The sequence below is a fragment of the Cellvibrio sp. KY-YJ-3 genome, assembly GCF_008806955.1.
GTDB lineage: Bacteria > Pseudomonadota > Gammaproteobacteria > Pseudomonadales > Cellvibrionaceae > Cellvibrio.
On the sequence record NZ_CP031727.1, the window covers coordinates 1286529 to 1303919 of the forward strand.

Annotated in this window: 17 protein-coding genes and 1 other RNA gene; 12 read left to right on the top strand and 6 right to left on the bottom strand. The window is 50.7% G+C overall.

All coding sequences use genetic code 11. The annotated features are described in order from the left end of the window. Positions 1-11 precede the first annotated feature (11 nt). Together D0B88_RS05395 and rpiA are read right to left on the bottom strand one after the other, a co-directional pair. Entirely contained in the window at positions 12-1565 is a 1554-nt protein-coding gene (locus D0B88_RS05395) for a methyl-accepting chemotaxis protein (protein WP_151055705.1), read from the bottom strand. Between the two features lie 168 nt (positions 1566-1733). Next, entirely contained in the window at positions 1734-2408 is a 675-nt protein-coding gene (gene rpiA, locus D0B88_RS05400) for a ribose-5-phosphate isomerase RpiA (RefSeq protein ID WP_151055706.1), read from the bottom strand. Here rpiA and ilvA point away from each other — a divergent pair. The 3 genes from ilvA (at position 2407) to D0B88_RS19225 (ending at position 7383) form a co-directional block, all read left to right on the top strand. After that, positions 2407-4095: a threonine ammonia-lyase, biosynthetic gene (gene ilvA / locus D0B88_RS05405; protein ID WP_255477834.1), complete on the top strand. Its 1689-nt coding sequence runs from the start codon at positions 2407-2409 to the stop codon at positions 4093-4095. The genes rpiA and ilvA overlap by 2 nt on opposite strands. A 290-nt stretch (positions 4096-4385) precedes the next feature. Then, a complete protein-coding gene (locus D0B88_RS05410; protein WP_191966530.1) occupies positions 4386-6959 on the top strand; it encodes a family 20 glycosylhydrolase in 2574 nt (857 codons plus the stop codon). Positions 6960-7260: 301 nt separating this feature from the next. Continuing rightward, positions 7261-7383: a hypothetical protein gene (locus D0B88_RS19225; protein ID WP_007638444.1), complete on the top strand. Its 123-nt coding sequence runs from the start codon at positions 7261-7263 to the stop codon at positions 7381-7383. A gap of 107 nt (positions 7384-7490) precedes the next feature. Here the strand turns inward: D0B88_RS19225 and D0B88_RS05415 are convergent, their stop codons facing one another. The 4 genes from D0B88_RS05415 to D0B88_RS05430 form a co-directional block, all read right to left on the bottom strand. Continuing rightward, a complete protein-coding gene (locus tag D0B88_RS05415) occupies positions 7491-8117 on the bottom strand; it encodes a 5-formyltetrahydrofolate cyclo-ligase (protein ID WP_225318545.1) in 627 nt (208 codons plus the stop codon). 49 nt (positions 8118-8166) lie between these two features. Further along, a non-coding RNA gene (ssrS, locus tag D0B88_RS05420) (6S RNA) lies at positions 8167-8343 on the bottom strand. Positions 8344-8488: 145 nt separating this feature from the next. Further along, complete coding sequence (locus tag D0B88_RS05425) at positions 8489-8791, bottom strand: cell division protein ZapA (protein ID WP_151055712.1); 303 nt, start codon at positions 8789-8791, stop codon at positions 8489-8491. A gap of 11 nt (positions 8792-8802) precedes the next feature. Then, on the bottom strand, positions 8803-9009 hold the full coding sequence (locus D0B88_RS05430) for a TIGR02449 family protein (RefSeq protein ID WP_007638440.1): 207 nt from the start codon (positions 9007-9009) through the stop codon (positions 8803-8805). 231 nt (positions 9010-9240) lie between these two features. Between D0B88_RS05430 and D0B88_RS05435 the strand changes: the two genes are divergently transcribed. The 9 genes from D0B88_RS05435 to D0B88_RS05475 all read left to right on the top strand — a co-directional run bounded on the left by D0B88_RS05435 (position 9241) and on the right by D0B88_RS05475 (position 17391). Further along, positions 9241-9849, top strand: a complete 609-nt coding sequence (locus D0B88_RS05435) for a UPF0149 family protein (RefSeq protein WP_007638438.1) — start codon at positions 9241-9243, stop codon at positions 9847-9849. Between the two features lie 119 nt (positions 9850-9968). Further along, a complete protein-coding gene (gene pepP / locus D0B88_RS05440; protein WP_151055714.1) occupies positions 9969-11282 on the top strand; it encodes a Xaa-Pro aminopeptidase in 1314 nt (437 codons plus the stop codon). 53 nt (positions 11283-11335) lie between these two features. Then, positions 11336-13870, top strand: a complete 2535-nt coding sequence (ubiH, locus tag D0B88_RS05445) for a 2-octaprenyl-6-methoxyphenyl hydroxylase (RefSeq protein WP_151055716.1) — start codon at positions 11336-11338, stop codon at positions 13868-13870. Between the two features lie 36 nt (positions 13871-13906). After that, on the top strand, positions 13907-14428 hold the full coding sequence (locus D0B88_RS05450; RefSeq protein ID WP_007638428.1) for an MgtC/SapB family protein: 522 nt from the start codon (positions 13907-13909) through the stop codon (positions 14426-14428). A 36-nt stretch (positions 14429-14464) separates the two neighbouring features. Next, positions 14465-14839, top strand: coding sequence for a hypothetical protein (locus D0B88_RS05455; protein ID WP_151055718.1), 375 nt, complete (start codon positions 14465-14467; stop codon positions 14837-14839). 282 nt (positions 14840-15121) lie between these two features. Beyond that, positions 15122-15331, top strand: coding sequence for a cold-shock protein (locus D0B88_RS05460; protein ID WP_039912329.1), 210 nt, complete (start codon positions 15122-15124; stop codon positions 15329-15331). 134 nt (positions 15332-15465) lie between these two features. Further along, the gene (locus D0B88_RS05465) at positions 15466-15783 is read left to right on the top strand and encodes a DUF3301 domain-containing protein (RefSeq protein WP_225318546.1); all 318 of its coding nucleotides are present in this window, start codon (positions 15466-15468) and stop codon (positions 15781-15783) included. Between the two features lie 33 nt (positions 15784-15816). Further along, positions 15817-16386, top strand: a complete 570-nt coding sequence (locus tag D0B88_RS05470; protein ID WP_151055723.1) for an NUDIX hydrolase — start codon at positions 15817-15819, stop codon at positions 16384-16386. A gap of 162 nt (positions 16387-16548) precedes the next feature. Further along, positions 16549-17391 carry a hypothetical protein gene (locus D0B88_RS05475; protein ID WP_151055725.1) on the top strand — a complete coding sequence of 281 codons (843 nt, stop codon included), beginning with the start codon at positions 16549-16551 and terminating at the stop codon, positions 17389-17391.

The window sequence follows — 17391 nt, forward strand, 5'->3', positions numbered from 1 at the left end:
CCTGCACTTTTTTAAATCGCAAAGTGAGCGATCTGACTTTGCAGGTTTTTAGCGGTGTTATCCAAACGCTGGGCGATCTGCACCGACTTTTGTGCATCCTGATTGACGTTATCGATCAAACTCACCACCTGGATAATATTTTTGTTGATCTCCTCCGCGGTGTAGCTTTGCTCTTCAGCGGCGGTGGCGATTTGCATATTCATGCCCAGAATCCGGTTCACTGACTGGCTGATCTCGTTAATGGAGTTGCCCGCCTGACCGGCCATTTCCATGGTGGCGCCGGTTTTTGCCAAGCTGGTTTGCATGGCGCTCATGGCATTGCTCGCGCCTTGTTGCACCGCGTGAATAATCTGTTGGATTTCAGCAGTGGAATCCTGGGTGCGTTTGGCCAGCGAGCGCACCTCGTCGGCCACTACCGCAAAACCGCGCCCCTGTTCACCGGCGCGCGCGGCTTCAATCGCGGCGTTCAACGCCAGCAAGTTGGTCTGTTCGGCCACGTTTTTTATCACATCCAGCACCCCGCCAATACGGTTGGTATCGCCCTCCAGCTGGGTCATCACCTGGCCTACGTGATTGACTTCACGGCTGAGCTGGTCAATCGCACCAAGGGTACTTTCCATAATTTTCAGCCCCTGATTGGCGTTGTTGTCGGCATTTTGCGCGGCATTGGCGGCGCCACCTGCATTGCTTGCCACTTCTTGTACGGTGGCTGTCATCTCGGTAATGGCGGCGGATACCTGATCGGTAGCGTGGTGGGTTTGATCGGTATAACGCGCGAGGGTGGAGGCGGTCTCGGTGATCTGGCTGGAGGCCTGATTCAAGCTCTGCATCGACCCCTGTACGGCGGCAACCACACTCACAATACTTTGTTGTACCTGCTGGATACTGGCGCCCAATTTGCCCAGCTCGCTGTTATCGCGGAAGTTAAGTGGCTCGCGGAAGTTGCCCGCCGCCAGTTTGCTGAGGTGTTCATTAATCAGGCCCAGCGGCCGCAGCAGATTCTTGCGCAAAATAATTAACACCAAAAACACCACCACAAATCCACCGCAGAGGATCAGAGCGCTTGCCCAGAAGGAGACACTGGCGCTGGCCTCCAGGTTGGCTTGGGTCTCGGTGCTGACTTTGGCGCTAATCAGCGCGGCTGATTCCTCCAGCAGCTTGCTGGGTTCACGGTCGATACCCGCGACGGCTGCATCGCCCGCTGCTGAATCAAAATCCGCCGCTTTAAACGCATCCAAGCCTGTTTGATAGCGGCCAAAGGCAGTTTCATGGGCGCGCAAAAAAGCCTCCACCTGCTCCCGGCTTGTGCCGTTGAGTTCTGCGCTAAGGGTTTTCCCTTCAGCCTGAATGCTCCGTTGCAGGGTTTCAAACTGGCTCCAGTACTGTTGGAGTTTGTCCGGATTTTTACCGCGTAACAGTACGTTTTTCCACTCTTGCACCTGGGTTTTGAAATGGTAGTTCATGCTGCTGATTGCCCGCTCATGGGCGACGGAATTGGCAATCAGCTGGTTGTAATTGGCGATGGTATTGCTGAGCAGGGCAATGGCGATGCCGCTGATGATCATAAACAGCAAAACACCGGCGCTGACTGCAACGAGCAGCCGCCCTTGATACTGGAGAGGGAGAACATGGTTGAATCCTTCGAGAGCAATTGAGCTTGAAGTATAGATGGAACTTGAAGAGCAAGAGATAAAACGCGCCAGCGAGACGAGGCGCGTTTGGGGAGGCAATACTTAGCGTGGCAGGATGGTTTTTACGCCGTCGTTGGTGCCCAGCAGCAACACATCGGCGCCCTTGGCGGCAAACAGGCCGTTGGTGACAACGCCGGTAATCTGGTTGATGGTTGTTTCCAGCCCGACCGGATCGATAATCTGCAGGTTGTACACATCTAAAATGACATTACCGTTGTCGGTGACTACACCTTCGCGGTAAACCGGTGCGCCACCCAATTTGAGCAGTTCGCGCGCGACGTAAGAGCGCGCCATGGGGATGACTTCCACCGGTAGTGGAAACTTGCCCAGCACATCCACCCATTTACTCTCGTCGGCGATACACACAAACTCTTTGGATATAGCGCGCACAATTTTTTCACGGGTGAGCGCAGCACCGCCGCCTTTGATCAAATGCAAATAGGCGTTGCTTTCGTCTGCACCATCCACATACACCACCAGCTCGCTCACGGAATTGCAATCCAATACCTCAATGCCGAGTTTTTTCAGGCGTGCGGCTGAAGCGTCGGAGCTGGCAACGGCACCGGCAAATTGATCGCGAATATCACCCAGAAAATCGATAAAAAAATTGGCGGTAGAGCCAGTGCCGACACCAATAATCGAATCGCTGAATAATTTGGGTTTGATGTATTCAATTGCGGCACGCGCCACGGCTTGTTTGAGTTGGTCTTGGGTCATGGTGATCTCTATCTGGGGTCAGGCTAGTCGTGAAATTCGGGAGTGTGAGTCAAAAACTTGCCACATTATACGGATTTTCGCCGTGCCAGCGGCGGCTAAATTGTTTACACTGCGGCGACTTTTTTTATTCGTCGGCTTATCAGTCCACTCACTCGCGAACGCCAGAATTCCCATGCCTGAAACCTATATAAAACGTATTCTCAACGCCCGCATCTACGACCTTGCAGTGGAAACGCCGCTCGATGAAGCGCGCCTGCTCTCCGCGCGCACCGGCAATAAAGTGCTGCTGAAACGCGAAGATTTGCAGCCCGTATTTTCATTCAAGTTGCGCGGCGCTTATAACAAGTTGCTGCAACTCACCGAAGAAGAGCGCAATCGCGGTGTGATTTGCGCCTCGGCCGGTAACCACGCCCAAGGTGTAGCGCTCGGTTCACAACACCTCGGCATCAAAGCCACGATTGTGATGCCGCGTACCACGCCGGCGATTAAGGTAGATGCCGTGCGTGCGCGCGGCGCCAAAGTCGTATTGCACGGCGACAGTTATGACGAAGCCTCGGCCCACGCCAAAAAGCTGGTGGAAGAAAAAGGCCTGACCTACGTGCACCCCTTTGATGACCCGGATGTGATCGCCGGTCAAGGCACCATTGCGATGGAAATCCTGCGTCAGTATCCCGGTAAAATCGATGCGATATTTATTGCCGTCGGCGGTGGCGGTTTGGCGGCTGGCATTTCCGCTTATGTGAAATATGTGCGCCCGGAGATCAAGATCATCGCGGTGGAATCGGAAGAGTCCGCCTGTTTAAAAGCCGCGCTGGAAAAGAAAAAACGTGTGGTACTGCCGCAAGTGGGCATTTTTGCTGATGGCATCGCTGTGGCACAAATCGGCGAGGAGACCTTCCGGGTACTGCGCAAAACAGTCGATGAATGCATTACCGTGAATAACGACGAAATCTGCGCAGGCATCAAAGATATTTTTGAGGATACCCGCTCCATCGCCGAGCCGGCGGGCGCAACCGGTATTGCCGGGCTGAAAAAGTATGTGGCCGAGCACGGCATTACTGGTCAAACCCTTATTGCCATCGACTGCGGCGCCAATATCAATTTTGATCGCCTGCGTTATATCAGCGAGCGCACCGAAATTGGCGAACAGCGCGAAGCGATTCTGGCGGTGACTATTCCCGAGCGCCCGGGTGCTTACAAAGAGTTCTGCAAGGCACTCGGCAAACGCAATATCACCGAATTTAACTACCGCTACGCCGATGCCCAAGCCGCGCGCATTTTTGTGGGGGTGCAAGTGGCGGCGGGTGGTAAGGATCGTGCGGATCTGGTCACTGAATTAAAAAACCAGGGTTACGATTTGGTAGATATGACCGAAAACGAATTGGCGAAACTGCATATTCGCCACTTGGTTGGCGGCCACGCACCACAAGCCACCGACGAAGTGCTCTACCGCTTTGAATTCCCGGAACGCCCAGGTGCGCTTATGACATTCTTAAACAAAGTCGCCGGTCGCTGGAATATTTCCCTGTTCCACTACCGCAACCACGGCTCCGCCTCCGCGCGGGTATTGGTGGGCATGCAAGTGCCGAAAAAAGACTACGCCGAACTGAAAGTGTTTTTGAATGAACTCAACTATCCCTATTGGGATGAAACCAAAAACGAAGCTTACAAGTTCTTTTTGGGGTGATTTTCCTCCTTGCTCGTCTGCAAAGGGCGCTTCGGCGCCCTTTGTTATTTCTGCCTTTTGATCTTTCGCTGTTTGATCTTTGTCCCCGCCAAAAGCTTAATTAATCGCCCACAGGGTTAATTTATGTTCATAAAGTGGCGCGTGGCGGATTTTGGTGTAAGCTGGACAACGTTGTCAGGTGGCGGGTTAAAATAATTGTTGATTGCAAATAATCAGTGGTCGCCAATAAACAGTAAACGCCAACAATCCTAAAAGCCCAATTTCATTTCCAGTAGGTGGGAGTTCCAATAATGAGTGTATCCGGTCAAGTGTGGCGGTCGGGCCTTGTGGCCCTGGTGATGGCAGCAGGGTTTGTGCCCTTGGCGCAAGCGGCGAATTTGAGTCAGCAACAGCTAACTGGCTTTGCCAGCGATGCAAAATTGGAGTTTGCGGCAGTATCCAATTTGGGCGCCAAACCGGAAGCGCGGATGACTCTCACCAATGACTCGTCGGTGGTGCTGCCTGCCGGTGCTGGTGATTGGCGTATTTATATCCATTCGGTGCGTAAACTCGATAGCATTCAAGTAGAGGGTTTGAGTCTGCGTCACGTGCAGGGCGATGTGCATGAAATCGCACCCACGGCGGCGTTTAAAGGTTTGGCGACGGGCGCATCTATTGCCATTCCCTATACCGCCAGCGCGCATTTGGTGAGCTACAGCGATTTTATGCCGCGTGCGTTTATCGCCCAGCCTGGCTTGAAGGCGGAAGTGTTTGCCAATACCGATACCGAAAACCTGAGTGAATTTGTTGCCCCTTTTGCGACTCGCGAGCAGCAGTTGCGCAGTGCTAATGATCAGTATGCGATTGCGACGGCGGCGAGCCGCTATCAGGACAATTTGGCGGTTAACCGCATTGCCACACTGGATGCTGGCGCGAAAATAATTCCTACACCCGCGCAAATTAAGTATCGCAGCAGCACTGCAATACTTGATGGCAGTTGGCAAATTAGTTTTGCCGGGCGATTGGCGGGCGAGGCCAAGTATTTGGCCGACCAACTCAAAGCTTATGGATTGACGCTGAATGCCAGCGCCGATCACATCAAACTCAGCGGCAAGTTGATCGAGCTGCGTGTTGATGCAACAACGGCAAAACCCGAGGGCTACAACCTGACTATCGCGGCCGACAAAATCACCATCGTCGGCGGTGACAATGCCGGTGCCTTTTATGGCATTCAAAGTGTGTTGAGTTTACTGCCCGCGCAAACGGCCAGCAGCTATGCGCTGCCGCAGCTCAGTGCGAGCGACGCGCCACGGTTTAACTGGCGCGGTATGCACTACGACATGGCGCGCAACTTTCACGGTAAGGAGGTCACGCTGCGTTTAATCGAGCAGATGGCGCGCTACAAACTGAACAAGTTGCACCTGCATTTAACGGAGGATGAGGGTTGGCGTTTGCAAATCCCCGGTCTGCCGGAGTTGACGGATATCGGCGGTAAGCGCTGTTTCGATCTCACCGAGCAGTCCTGTTTACTCACCCAATTGGGCACTGGCCCGCACACCAGCGGTTCGGGTAACGGTTACTACACCACCGAGGACTTTATCGAAATCCTTAAGTTTGCCAGCGCGCGTCATATTGAAGTGATCCCCGAAATTGATATGCCCGGTCACGCCCGCGCGGCGGTGAAAGCGATGGAAGCGCGCTATCACAAACTGTTAAAAGCGGGCGACAAATCCGCCGCCGAGCAGTATTTGTTATCCGATCCGCTGGATAAATCCCAATACATGACAGTGCAAAACTACACCGACAACTCCATCAATGTATGCCTGCCATCTACTTATGCGTTTGTTGATAAGGTGGTTTACGAGCTGCAACAGATGTACCGCAAAGCTGGAACCAAACTGGTGACCTTCCATATGGGGGGCGATGAAGTAGGCGCCGGTTCCTGGACGGCATCACCGGCTTGCGCCGCGCTGTTTGCCAAGGGCGAGCAGGGGGTGGCCGGCGTTGCTGACCTCAAACCCTACTTTGTCAGCAAGCTGGCAGCGATTACCAATGCTCGCGGTCTGGCACTGGCGGGCTGGGAAGATGGTTTGATGTACGACGCCACCAATACCTTCAATCGCAGCCAGTTTGCTAATAAAACCGTGATGGCAAATGCCTGGGACAATATTTGGGAGTGGGGTGTGGCTGATCGCGCCTATCGCTTGGCAAATGCGGGTTACGAAGTGATTTTGTCACCCGGCACCCACCTGTATTTTGATCACCCCTACGAAGCCAACCCCGAAGAGCGAGGTTACTACTGGGCGACCCGTTACAGCAGCACCGAAAAAGTGTTTGGGTTTATGCCGGATAATCTTTACGCCAACGCCGACAAAACCCGCATGGGCGAACCTATCGAAAACATGGAAGCGCTCGTTGGTCGCGCCCTGCCGGGGTTGGAAAAACCGGAAAATCTGCGCGGTATTCAAGGCCAGTTGTGGAGTGAAACCGTGCGCACCGGCGCGCAATTTGAGCAGATGATCTACCCGCGGGTGATGAGCTTGGCTGAACGCGCCTGGCATAAAGCCAGTTGGGAGGGGGATAAACCGGATGCCCGCGCCCGCCAACAGGATTGGGCTGATTTTGCGCTCCAGCTCAGTCGCAAAGAGCTGCCCAAATTGGCGGCGACCGGTGCCGACTTCTACTTGCCACCACCCGGTGCTGTAATCGAAAACGGCCAGCTATTGGCGAATAGTTCGCTGCCCGGTTTGGCGCTTGAAGTCAGTCTGGATCAAGGCGAGAGCTGGGTTGCATTCACTGGTGCATTGGCAGTCACAAACGGGTCTGTATTGGTGCGCAGCCGTTTGGGCGATACTGCCAGCCGTGTGGTTAGCGTCAGCCCATAAAGGCAATAACTGACATTTATTGACCATTTACAATGAGTGCTGGGACGCGCAACAAAGTCGCTCATTCCAGCTTTTTGTGCGCGTGTTCACGCTTGATGGGCGATTTTCCAGTATTTTTTGCAGTAAATATTCAAATATGTGCGCGTTATGGCGTTTTTGAAGGTTCGGACAGTTTGATTATTCTAAAAAATTGCCTATTATTTGATCGCGCCATAGCTTTTTAGCTGTAATGTGGTTGGCATAAAAACTGCTGTTTTAATTTCGTGTTCCATTGAAGACAATAACGCGCAAGGCTACCACCATGAAAGTTGATGTTCTCTCCGCCGTAACCGTGATTTTTTGCGTAGGAGTGTGCATTACCCTGTTGGATTTAGGTGCTTTAGTTTCTTTTGCTGAAGCGGCTGTTGAATCTGTGTCTGAGTAATTGCTCAAGCCCATAAGGGCGAGAAGGATTTGTACCCACTACTCCCGCTTCGGCGGGAGTAGTGCTTTATGGGGAAGTGAAAATGGTGTCTCCGTAGATTGGAAGACTTAGGGTTTGACCGCTAACATCCCCGTTTCCGTCGCTATCGCAAACAGGGGAATATCCCAGCTATCCTTGGGCAGTGCATCAACCTGTTGGCAGCTGTGCGCCAGGCCAATCAAATAGGGTCTGCCGGCGGGCTTTTTATGTTTGAACGCAAAGGTGGTGTCGTAAAAACCGCCGCCCATGCCCAAACGTGCCCCGCTGGAATCAAAACCAACCAGCGGCATCAGCACCACATCCAATAAATTGGCGGGCAGGCGATGTTCGCGGCGATGATCCGGCTCGGCGATGCCATAGCGGTTCGGACTTAGAGCTGTGTTTGCCGAAAATTCCACGAACCACAAATCCTTACTTTTACCGGGGCGCAATACGGGCAGGTAGGTATGTTTTTCCATCTTCCACAGCTGTTGCGCAATTAACGCAGGGTCAATTTCGCCATCGTTGGCAATATAGAGTGCAATATGCTGCGCGCGCATAAACTGCGGCAGTTTCATCAGTTGGCGTAACAATAAGAGCGAAGCTTGCTGTTGTTGTGCGGGGGTTAATGCACGGCGCTGCGCACGCAATTCATTGCGCAGTTGTTGTTTGTATTCACGATGATCAGCAGAAGTGGAGATTAACGTGTCGGCCATAACCAGCCTTAACATAAGCAATAAATTGAGCTATTGCAGAAGAGAAATAAGAGACCCCGAAATGCCGCTACCAAGCTGGCCTTGAACCCATAGGTTCAAGGAGGTAGCACCTGTGGTTTTTAAGGCTTTCCGTCAGGCGGACATGCACACCAAACACAACGAGGTACCACCAGTTTTGTGGAAATCGGCTCAAGGACTTGTCGGTTTGCAAACATTCCAGGGCGTGGCGCCAGTATAACCCAGAGTGGCTGGCCTTCCGCAAATGAAATTATGCTTGGGTTGCTAATAGTGTTAGGAAATATTCGTCTTAAAAGCAGCTGGTAAATCCACCAAAAATAGGCATTGGTTTAAATTTAAATCAGCTTGGATTTTTAATCGCCAGTGTTGCTCAGTGCGCGATCCAACTTGCCATTCAATCGCAGTAAATCGCTGTGACTTGCCGCTCCGCCCACAGTATTACCCGCGGTTTTTGCTTGCAGTAATTCGTGGCTCAGGTTGAGCGCGGCCATTACCGCAATCCGCTCAAGGCCGATCACGGCCCCAGTGCCACGGATGGCCTTCATACGCTCGTCCAGCAGCTGGGCGGATTCCAGCAGCGCCTGGCGCTCCTCGCGGGGGCAGGCAACTTGATATTCTTTATCGAGGATTTTCACAAAAACAGTTTCGTTGCTCATTGATGCCTCGATTACTCAGCGTCCAGGTTACGTAAATGGGTGATCATGGCTTCCACACGGCTGCGCGCCAGTTCATTCTTCTCGATCAGGCGCACGCGCTCGCGCTGCCATTCACTTTCGCGCGCTTTAAGCTCGGCGTTTTCTTGCTGCAGGCGATTGCATTGCAGAATCAGCTTGTCCAGCTTGGTTTCAAGGGCGAGTAAAAGATCGTCAGACATGATAATAATTAACCAATAAATAGCGCAGGTCGCCCACTATATTGTGCGTCCGGCATGGGGTCAATCATGGTGCGCAAGTTAATGTAAATTCGAGAAGTTGGTTGTTATTAAATGATTAACCAATAAGTTTTACTTGAGCTGAATCAATAGCAGGATTTGCTCTATAAAAAGTTTGCGCAGGCGTCATGGGCAATCGTGATAGCATTCCATCACTGTCTACGAGAGGCCGATATGACCGAACACACATCCCCCGAACAACTGCTTAGCCCCCTGAATTTTGACGATCTCGCCAACCTGCTGGCACCCCTTGGAACCCTCAATAGCCCTTCTGAATTGCACGGTCTGCTGTGTGGAAAATTAGCTGGCGGGGCCCAGTTGAGCGAAATTAACTGGCTGTTGGATGCCGTAGAATTTTTGGATTTTGTTGCTGCGCCTGACGAGTCGGTACGTATTGCCTTGAGTAAGTTGTATCACAACACCTGCAGCGAATTGCAGGGTGAGTTCAGCCTCAAGCTGATGTTGCCGGAAGATGATTCACTGCTGGGTGAGCGCGTCCGTGCCTTGGGTGAATGGTGTCACGGTTTCCTTACTGGTTTTGGCAGTGTGGATCATCAGGGTAAGCGCACGATTGACGAAGAATCCGCCGAAATGTTGCAAGACATCGCCAATATAGTTCAAATCCAGGTGGATGATGAAGAGGACGAACCTAGCGCAGAAGCCGACTATATGGAAGTGACCGAATATGTGCGCGTGGTGGTCAGTAGTTTGTATCTGGAATTTGCCGCCAAGGAATTAGCCGCGCCTACTGTCAGCGCGCCTGCTTCAGATACATTGCACTAAGCTTTTTATAAGAGCGGATTTTTACAGGAACGTTTTTTTAGGCGAACCGCTTTTTTACCAAAATTGTTTTATACAAAAATTGCTTTTTGCGAGAACTTTCATTTTTTGCGAGAACGTCCATGAGAATTAGTAAAACCGAATTCGCCCGCCGCCGCAAACAACTGATGGCGATGATGGAACCCAATTCCATCGCCATAGTGCCCGCCGCGCCTGAGCGCACGCGCAGCCGTGATACAGAGCATCACTACCGGCAGGACAGCGACTTTTTATATCTCTCCGGTTTTGAAGAGCCGAGCGCAGTACTGGTACTAATTCCCGGGCGCGAACACGGTGAGTTTGTATTGTTTGTCCGCGAGCGCAATCGGGAGCGCGAAATTTGGGACGGTTATCGCGCTGGCCCTGAAGGTGCGTGCAGCGAATTCGATGCCGACGATGCATTCCCCATCGATGATATAGACGATATTTTGCCGGGTTTACTGGAAGGTAAACAGCGCGTGTATTACGCCATGGGTAAAGACAGCGAATTCGATAAACATGTGATGGATTGGGTAAATACCATTCGTGCGAAAGTTCGCTCCGGCGCGACACCACCCGGTGAGTTTTTGGATTTAAGTCACTTCCTCAATGAATTGCGTCTATTTAAAAGTGCTGCTGAATTGCGCGTGATGAAAGAGGCCGGCGAAATTTCCGCGCGCGCCCATGTGCGTGCAATGAAAGCGAGTAAAGCCGGGGTGATGGAATATCAATTGGAAGCCGAAATCCTGCACGAATTCCAAATGAGCGGCGCGCGTTTTCCGGCGTACAACACTATCGTGGGCGGTGGAAAAAACGGCTGTATTTTGCATTACATTGAAAATTCCGCACCGCTTAAAAATGGCGATTTGGTATTGATCGACGCTGGCTGTGAATTGGATTATTACGCCGCTGATATCACCCGTACCTTTCCAGTCAATGGAAAATTTTCTCCCGAACAAAAAGCCCTGTATGAAATTTGCCTGCAAGCCCAGCTTGATGCCATCGCCATGTGCAAACCGGGTAACCACTGGAATGATCCACACGAGGCTACAGTGCGGGTAATTACCGAAGGTTTGGTGAAAATTGGTTTGCTGGAAGGCGATGTGAACGAATTAATTAAAAGCGAAGCCTACAAAGAATTCTATATGCATCGCGCCGGTCACTGGTTGGGTATGGATGTGCACGACGTGGGCGATTACAAAGTTGGTGGCGAATGGCGTGTGCTCGAGCCGGGCATGGTACTCACCGTAGAGCCAGGTATTTACGTCGCCCCCGATAACGAACGCGTCGCTAAAAAATGGCGCGGCATCGGCATCCGCATTGAAGACGATGTGGTGATCACCAAAGATGGCAATGAAGTACTCACTAAAGATGTACCCAAAACCGTTGCTGAAATTGAAGCGTTAATGGCCGTGTAAAAACATTCTCGCACCCAAGCGTTGCCTGGGTGCGCTCAACGCAGGTCAACCTCATGACCCATACCCTCGAATTTGATATCGCCATTATCGGCGGCGGCATGGTGGGCACCAGTCTCGCCAGTTTACTTGCTGCTAGCCAGCCGCAATTGCGTATTGCTCTGATCGAAGCCCAGCCATTTGCGCGGGCAGATGAAATGCATTTTCAACCCAGTTTTGATGCGCGCTCTACCGCCTTGTCCTACGGCACTGCGAATATTTTACGCGAGCTGGGCTTGTGGGATTTATTGCAGCAACACATCACGCCGATTGCGCAGGTGCATGTGTCGGATCGCGGGCATTTTCTTGGTGGTGTGATTGATGCAAAAGAAAATAATCTCGATGCCGTCGGTTATGTGATTGAAAATGCGTGGCTGGGTAATGTGTTGCTCGGGCATGTGCAGGCGCAAAATAATATTCAGTGTTTTGCTTCATCCGCAGTGACATCACTAACACCGCAACAGGATTGTGCGCTGCTGAGTATTAAAACCGACGCGCAAGAGTTTTTAATTAAAACCTCACTGGCAGTTATTGCTGATGGCGGTGATTCACCACTGCGTGCCGCGCTGGGCATAGGCACGCAAACACGGGCGTATGGGCAAACCGCCATTATCACCAATGTCGAATTCTCCGAGCCGCATTGTGGCGTGGCCTATGAGCGTTTTACTGCCGATGGTCCGGTTGCATTATTACCTCTGGGTGAATCCAATAATGCGCAGCAATCTGCATTAGTTTGGACTTTGCCAGCAGCGCAGGCCGATGAAATTCTTAAATTAAACGATGCTGAATTTCTGGTGCGCTTGCAGGAGCGTTTTGGTTTTCGCGTGGGGCGTTTTACACGGGTCGCCAAACGTTTTGCTTATCCACTGCAGCTGGTTTTAGCCGAAGAACAAATTCGCTCGCATCTGGTATTGCTTGGTAATGCTGCGCATTTTTTACATCCAGTCGCAGGGCAGGGTTTCAATTTGGCGCTGCGCGATTGTGTTTGTTTAGTGGAAACCCTGCGCGAGGCGATTGCAAATAATCAAGCCGTGGGCGATTTGGCAGTTCTGCAAACTTATCTGGATAAACAATCGCTGGATCAGCAAATCACCATAGAGTTTAGCGATAAATTGGTGCGCTTGTTTTCCAGTGATCAGTTGCCATTAATTGCCATGCGCCATCTCGGCTTGTTAAGTCTTGAATCTATCCCGCTCATTAAAAATCAATTTATCGCGCAGACTATGGGCACTGCAGGTCGCCAATTTCGCTGGAAGTTGGATGATGTGAGTCGTGCAGAATCGAGCGATACAAAAAATCTGGATTCCCGCGTGCGCGGGAATGTCGATACGTCAATCAATAGCACCGATTACGATTTAATTATCGTCGGTGCTGGTTTGGTGGGAGCATCACTCGCCTGTGCGATTGCCCAAACGGATGCCGCGCAGAATTTGCGTATCGCCGTGATTGAGGCGAGTAGTGAAGTGCAACATTTTTCCGGTGAAAATTTTGATCCGCGGGTGGTTGCGCTCACACACGCATCGCAACAATTATTAACCGATATTGGTTGTTGGCATGACATTGTCGCGCAGCGAGTGTGTGCTTACCGCGAAATGAAAGTGTGGGATGGTGAAGGCACGGCAGCAATCGAATTTGATTGCGCCGAAGTGCAAAAAAATCATCTTGGGCATATCGTAGAAAATTCAGTAATTGTTAATCAACTGCGTGAACGCATGGCGCAGTTGTCGAATATCCAGTTGATTCAACCCGTAACGGTGATGGATGTTATTCCGGCGCAGCCTGAATTTCCGCGAGTGCGGGTGCAACTAGATAATGGTAGCGAAATCACCGCGCCCTTATTAATTGCTGCCGACGGCGCCAAATCAAATGTGCGCGACTTGGTAGGGTTTTCCACGCGCGAATGGGATTACGGCCAGCAGGCCATTATTACCACTGTGCGCACTGAGCGGTCGCATCAATTCACCGCGTGGCAACGGTTTATGCACACTGGCCCGCTTGCATTTTTACCTTTGCAGAATAATGGCGATGCTCACCAGTGTTCGATTGTGTGGTCGGCGGAAGACGCGGTTGCACAGGAATTAATGGCGTTGGATGACGTCACGTTTTGCGCGCGCCTGACCAGCGCATTTGAAGCGCGCCTCGGGCCGGTAATTGCGTGCGATAAACGCTACGCCGTGCCTCTGCGTCAGTGCCATGCGACTAGCTATATTCAACCGGGCATCGCCTTGGTGGGCGATGCTGCCCATAATATCCATCCGCTCGCAGGGCAGGGCGTTAACCTGGGTTTGTTGGATGTGATCGCGCTTGCGCAGGAAATAGAGCGTGCATTGCAGCGCAATATTCCGCTCGCCGATTATTCCATTCTGCGTCGTTACCAACGCCAACGTCTGGCCAGCAATCTCGGCATGATGTCGGCCATGGAAGCCTTCAAACGTTTGTTCGGCAGTCGCGCATTGGCGGTGAATTGGCTGCGCAATACTGGTATGCGTCAGTTAAACTCAGTACCGGCAATCAAAAAAATGATTATCAATGCTGCCTTGGGTGTGTCCTAAGCTGGCTGTCATTGGTATTGATGGGAATTCGTTGTTATGGCTGTAAATTGGAATGAGATTTTTACCGTGGCGCCGTTTGAATGGACGTCCATTGGCACTGCTATTTTGTGTGGCACCATTATTGGAATAGAGCGCCAGTTGCGCGGTAAACCCGTGGGCATTCGCACCTCCTCATTAATTACTCTCGGTACTTATTTATTTATCGCCGCGTCACTTTTTGCATCCTCCCATTTTTCGGGGCCGGAAAAAGTTGTCACCGATCCATCGCGTATTATTGGCCAAGTGATTACCGGTATTGGCTTTTTAGGTGCGGGCGTGATGTTGGCGCGGGACGGATTTGTGCTTGGTGTAACCTCGGCGGCAACTATTTGGGCGTTGGCCTCAATCGGTGTGGTGATTGCCATCGGCTACAACCTGGTGGCGATCAAATTATCCTTAGTGGTGATTGCGGTGTTGGTAGGCGTGGACTTACTGGAGGATTATTCCCAATCCTTTACCCGTGGCGTACACAAAAAATATCAAACCTGGCGCGGTAAGGATAAGCCCAGCTCGGATTGATAAGTGTAAAAAAGTAACACTATTGCGGATACCTTTATGTCAAAAATGCTGATTGTTGCAAACGTATTAAATGTGGTTCTGTTGTTGATATTAATTGCAGCAGTGGCGGGTTTTATTTCCTTCGGTAATCTTTACGGGCTGTTTTTAGCGGCAGTGACGGCGGTGATTGTGTGGGGCGTGTATAAGCACCAGCGCTGGGGTTACTTTGCTGCCGCCGCGTGGGCGCTGGCGTGTTATCAGTTATCCAAACAAGGTTATGAATTTCAAGCGATAAAACGGCAGGTAATGATTTTGGGTTTTAGTTTGATCCCTATTGCACTGTTTTTGCACGAAACTCTGGGTAAAGCTGCCGCTAAATCTGCACAAAATAATGGCAAAAATGACGATACAAATCGCAAAATGCCCGATTAATTGTGTGCCTGTTACACACCATTACAAAAAGTGTCGATAATCGCTAATTTCGCCGATAAGCGCTTGACTCTCTATGTCCAAGTGCTTTAATTTTGAATTGCTACAGATTGAGATCCGCACCAAGACTAGGCTTTTGTAAGACAACCGCTTGCTCAAGACACTTGGACGTACCACGACCTGAGCAATAGCTTTATTTCAAGCTATTTCACTCTGGCTTTTAGTAAAGTCGGTTTTTTTGTTCGGTCAGCTACGCTGACGTTTTAGATGCAAGATGAGGAAACTATGTCAGATCTAGTCTCTGGTGTTGTTAAGTGGTTCAACGATGACAAGGGTTATGGTTTTATTGAGCGTGAAGGTGGTGCAGATGTATTTGTACACTTCCGTGCAATTAACGGCAACGGCCGTAAAACCTTGAAAGAAGGTCAGAAAGTGACTTTCGAAGTGACCCAAGGTCAAAAAGGTCCGCAAGCAGAAAACGTAACTCCTCTCTAAGATGGGTGAGTTTTCAAAAAGGGTGATTGAGTAATCAATCACCCTTTGCTGTTTTTGGCGCAACATTTTTGCGCCAAACCTCCTTCCTTTTCCACACGCAAACGGGGCTCCTGTTGCGTTCGCTGGCTTTTTTCATGTTTGATTTGCAATCCATTCTCTGGCTCACCCTGATTGTTCTTGCAATTTATTACTGGCGCGGTGCGTTGCTGGTAAAAGATCGCGCCTATGCCGCTGCACAAAAACGCTGTGAAGAAATGCAGGTGCAATTGCTCGATGAAACTGTCTATCTGCGACGCTTGTGGTTTAAGCGCAATGACCAAGGCAAGTTGTCGCTCTGGCGCGCATTTTATTTTGAGTTTACGGTCAGTGGTGCTGATCGTTATTTTGGGCGAGTAATTATGCTTGGCGCGCGCATTACGCAGGTTGAGTTGGGTGCGCATCGCTTACACTAATTATTTGTCGATTTCATGAATGGGTGTTGTCACATGAGCGAAAAATATCTGAATGAAAAAGTCGGTGGATGGAAAACCAAAAGTACCGCCCTGGTGTATGAAAATCCCTGGATCAGTGTGTCGCACAATGAGGTGATAACGCCTAAAGGAACCGATGGTATTTACGGGGTGGTGCATTTTAAGAATATCGCTATCGGCGTGATACCTATCGATGATGAGGGCAATACCTGGTTGGTAAAACAAAGTCGCTATAGCCTCAATCAATATACGTGGGAAATCCCCGAGGGCGGTTGCCCGCAGGGTGAAAGCCCACTCAATGCCGCCAAGCGTGAATTGGAGGAAGAAGTTGGTGTGCAAGCACGCGATTGGCAGCAATTAATGACTATGCATTTATCCAACTCTGTCACCGATGAATTCTGTGTAGTATTTGTTGCGCGGGATTTATTTGCGGGTCAGCAACAGCTGGAGGCAACAGAGGATATTGAAGTAAGAAAATTACCGCTGCGCGACGCGGTAGATATGGTGTTGCGTGGTGAAATTACCGATGGCATTTCGGTGGCGGCTTTGCTGCGGGTTGCACTGACGCCCGGTAGCTATTGTTGATCGTTTTTATATAGCTACATTTGATTGATAGATTAAATAAAATTCTCAGCGTAAAAGTGCCCATCCAGGTTACATTTTTTAACAGATAGTCGCCCAGATCCTGATTAATGTGAAGAGTGCATCCGTGCGCTACCTGAGGCTTAATTGATTAAGGAAATCCCAATGAAAATTACCCCTATAGTTACGCTATTAATTCTTTTGTGCGCTGCAAAAATGACAAGCGCAAACACCTGCGAAAATAATTTTCTTGCCGAAGGTGATCCACGTAACGGTGCCGAGTTTTCTACGTCCACCACAATTTCTGGTCTTAATTCGGCGAGTGCACTGGGACAGTTACGTGCGATTGCACTCGCTGACGGATTTAAAGTGTTGGGAGAAGAGTCAACAGCCACGCAAGGAACGCTGACCATTGAGCAGAAAAATGGGCGTCACCCGTTTCTAATTTACCTTACTTCGGTCAATAAGGGCGCTGCCGCCGATGTTAGCATTCGCACTAGACTGAATCGGCGCACAGTGGCGAAACCGGAAGATATCCGCAGTGGTATGTGCGGCATGATTGCACGAATCAAGACTGGTGCCGAGGGTGAAAAAATTGCTGCAGCGGCACGTGCGGCGATTGTTCCCGAGCCGCTGGTAGAAATCCAACCACGCTGGTTAGCTAAAGATATTTATCGAATGTCAAAACGTAAAACAACAGAAATGATTACGGCGCACTACAAAGGCAAACGTTATCTGTTGGATGGTACCGTGGGAACACCTTTGGAAAATGATGGCACTATCGAGTTGTGGTACAAAGTGACTATAGATCGCAATAGTATTTTTGAAACCCTCGATACCAAAGAATCCATGTTCTGGCCGCCGATTGTCTGCCGTATGGCGCCCGAAGCTCGCACTCGGGCAGCAAAATTGCAGGAAGGTGAGTTTGCTAAATTAACAGGTACAGTCGATCACTACTGGCAAGGTAGTCCGAGTAAATTGGTCTTGAAGGATTGTCGTTTCCATTAA

Bases quoted from the DNA above. Each gene is read 5' to 3' on its own strand.
- D0B88_RS05395 (WP_151055705.1), bottom strand. From the start codon at position 1,565: ATGATCATCAGCGGCATCGCCATTGCCCTGCTCAGCAATACCATCGCC.
- D0B88_RS05450 (WP_007638428.1), top strand. From the start codon at position 13,907: ATGGCTGTAAATTGGAATGAGATTTTTACCGTGGCGCCGTTTGAATGG.
- pepP (WP_151055714.1), top strand. From the start codon at position 9,969: ATGAGAATTAGTAAAACCGAATTCGCCCGCCGCCGCAAACAACTGATG.
- D0B88_RS05460 (WP_039912329.1), top strand. From the start codon at position 15,122: ATGTCAGATCTAGTCTCTGGTGTTGTTAAGTGGTTCAACGATGACAAG.
- D0B88_RS05465 (WP_225318546.1), top strand. From the start codon at position 15,466: ATGTTTGATTTGCAATCCATTCTCTGGCTCACCCTGATTGTTCTTGCA.
- ilvA (WP_255477834.1), top strand. From the start codon at position 2,407: ATGGTGATCTCTATCTGGGGTCAGGCTAGTCGTGAAATTCGGGAGTGT.
- D0B88_RS05435 (WP_007638438.1), top strand. From the start codon at position 9,241: ATGACCGAACACACATCCCCCGAACAACTGCTTAGCCCCCTGAATTTT.
- ubiH (WP_151055716.1), top strand. From the start codon at position 11,336: ATGACCCATACCCTCGAATTTGATATCGCCATTATCGGCGGCGGCATG.
- D0B88_RS05455 (WP_151055718.1), top strand. From the start codon at position 14,465: ATGTCAAAAATGCTGATTGTTGCAAACGTATTAAATGTGGTTCTGTTG.
- D0B88_RS05475 (WP_151055725.1), top strand. From the start codon at position 16,549: ATGAAAATTACCCCTATAGTTACGCTATTAATTCTTTTGTGCGCTGCA.
- rpiA (WP_151055706.1), bottom strand. From the start codon at position 2,408: ATGACCCAAGACCAACTCAAACAAGCCGTGGCGCGTGCCGCAATTGAA.
- D0B88_RS05470 (WP_151055723.1), top strand. From the start codon at position 15,817: ATGAGCGAAAAATATCTGAATGAAAAAGTCGGTGGATGGAAAACCAAA.
- D0B88_RS05425 (WP_151055712.1), bottom strand. From the start codon at position 8,791: ATGAGCAACGAAACTGTTTTTGTGAAAATCCTCGATAAAGAATATCAA.
- D0B88_RS05430 (WP_007638440.1), bottom strand. From the start codon at position 9,009: ATGTCTGACGATCTTTTACTCGCCCTTGAAACCAAGCTGGACAAGCTG.
- D0B88_RS05410 (WP_191966530.1), top strand. From the start codon at position 4,386: ATGAGTGTATCCGGTCAAGTGTGGCGGTCGGGCCTTGTGGCCCTGGTG.
- D0B88_RS05415 (WP_225318545.1), bottom strand. From the start codon at position 8,117: ATGGCCGACACGTTAATCTCCACTTCTGCTGATCATCGTGAATACAAA.
- D0B88_RS19225 (WP_007638444.1), top strand. From the start codon at position 7,261: ATGAAAGTTGATGTTCTCTCCGCCGTAACCGTGATTTTTTGCGTAGGA.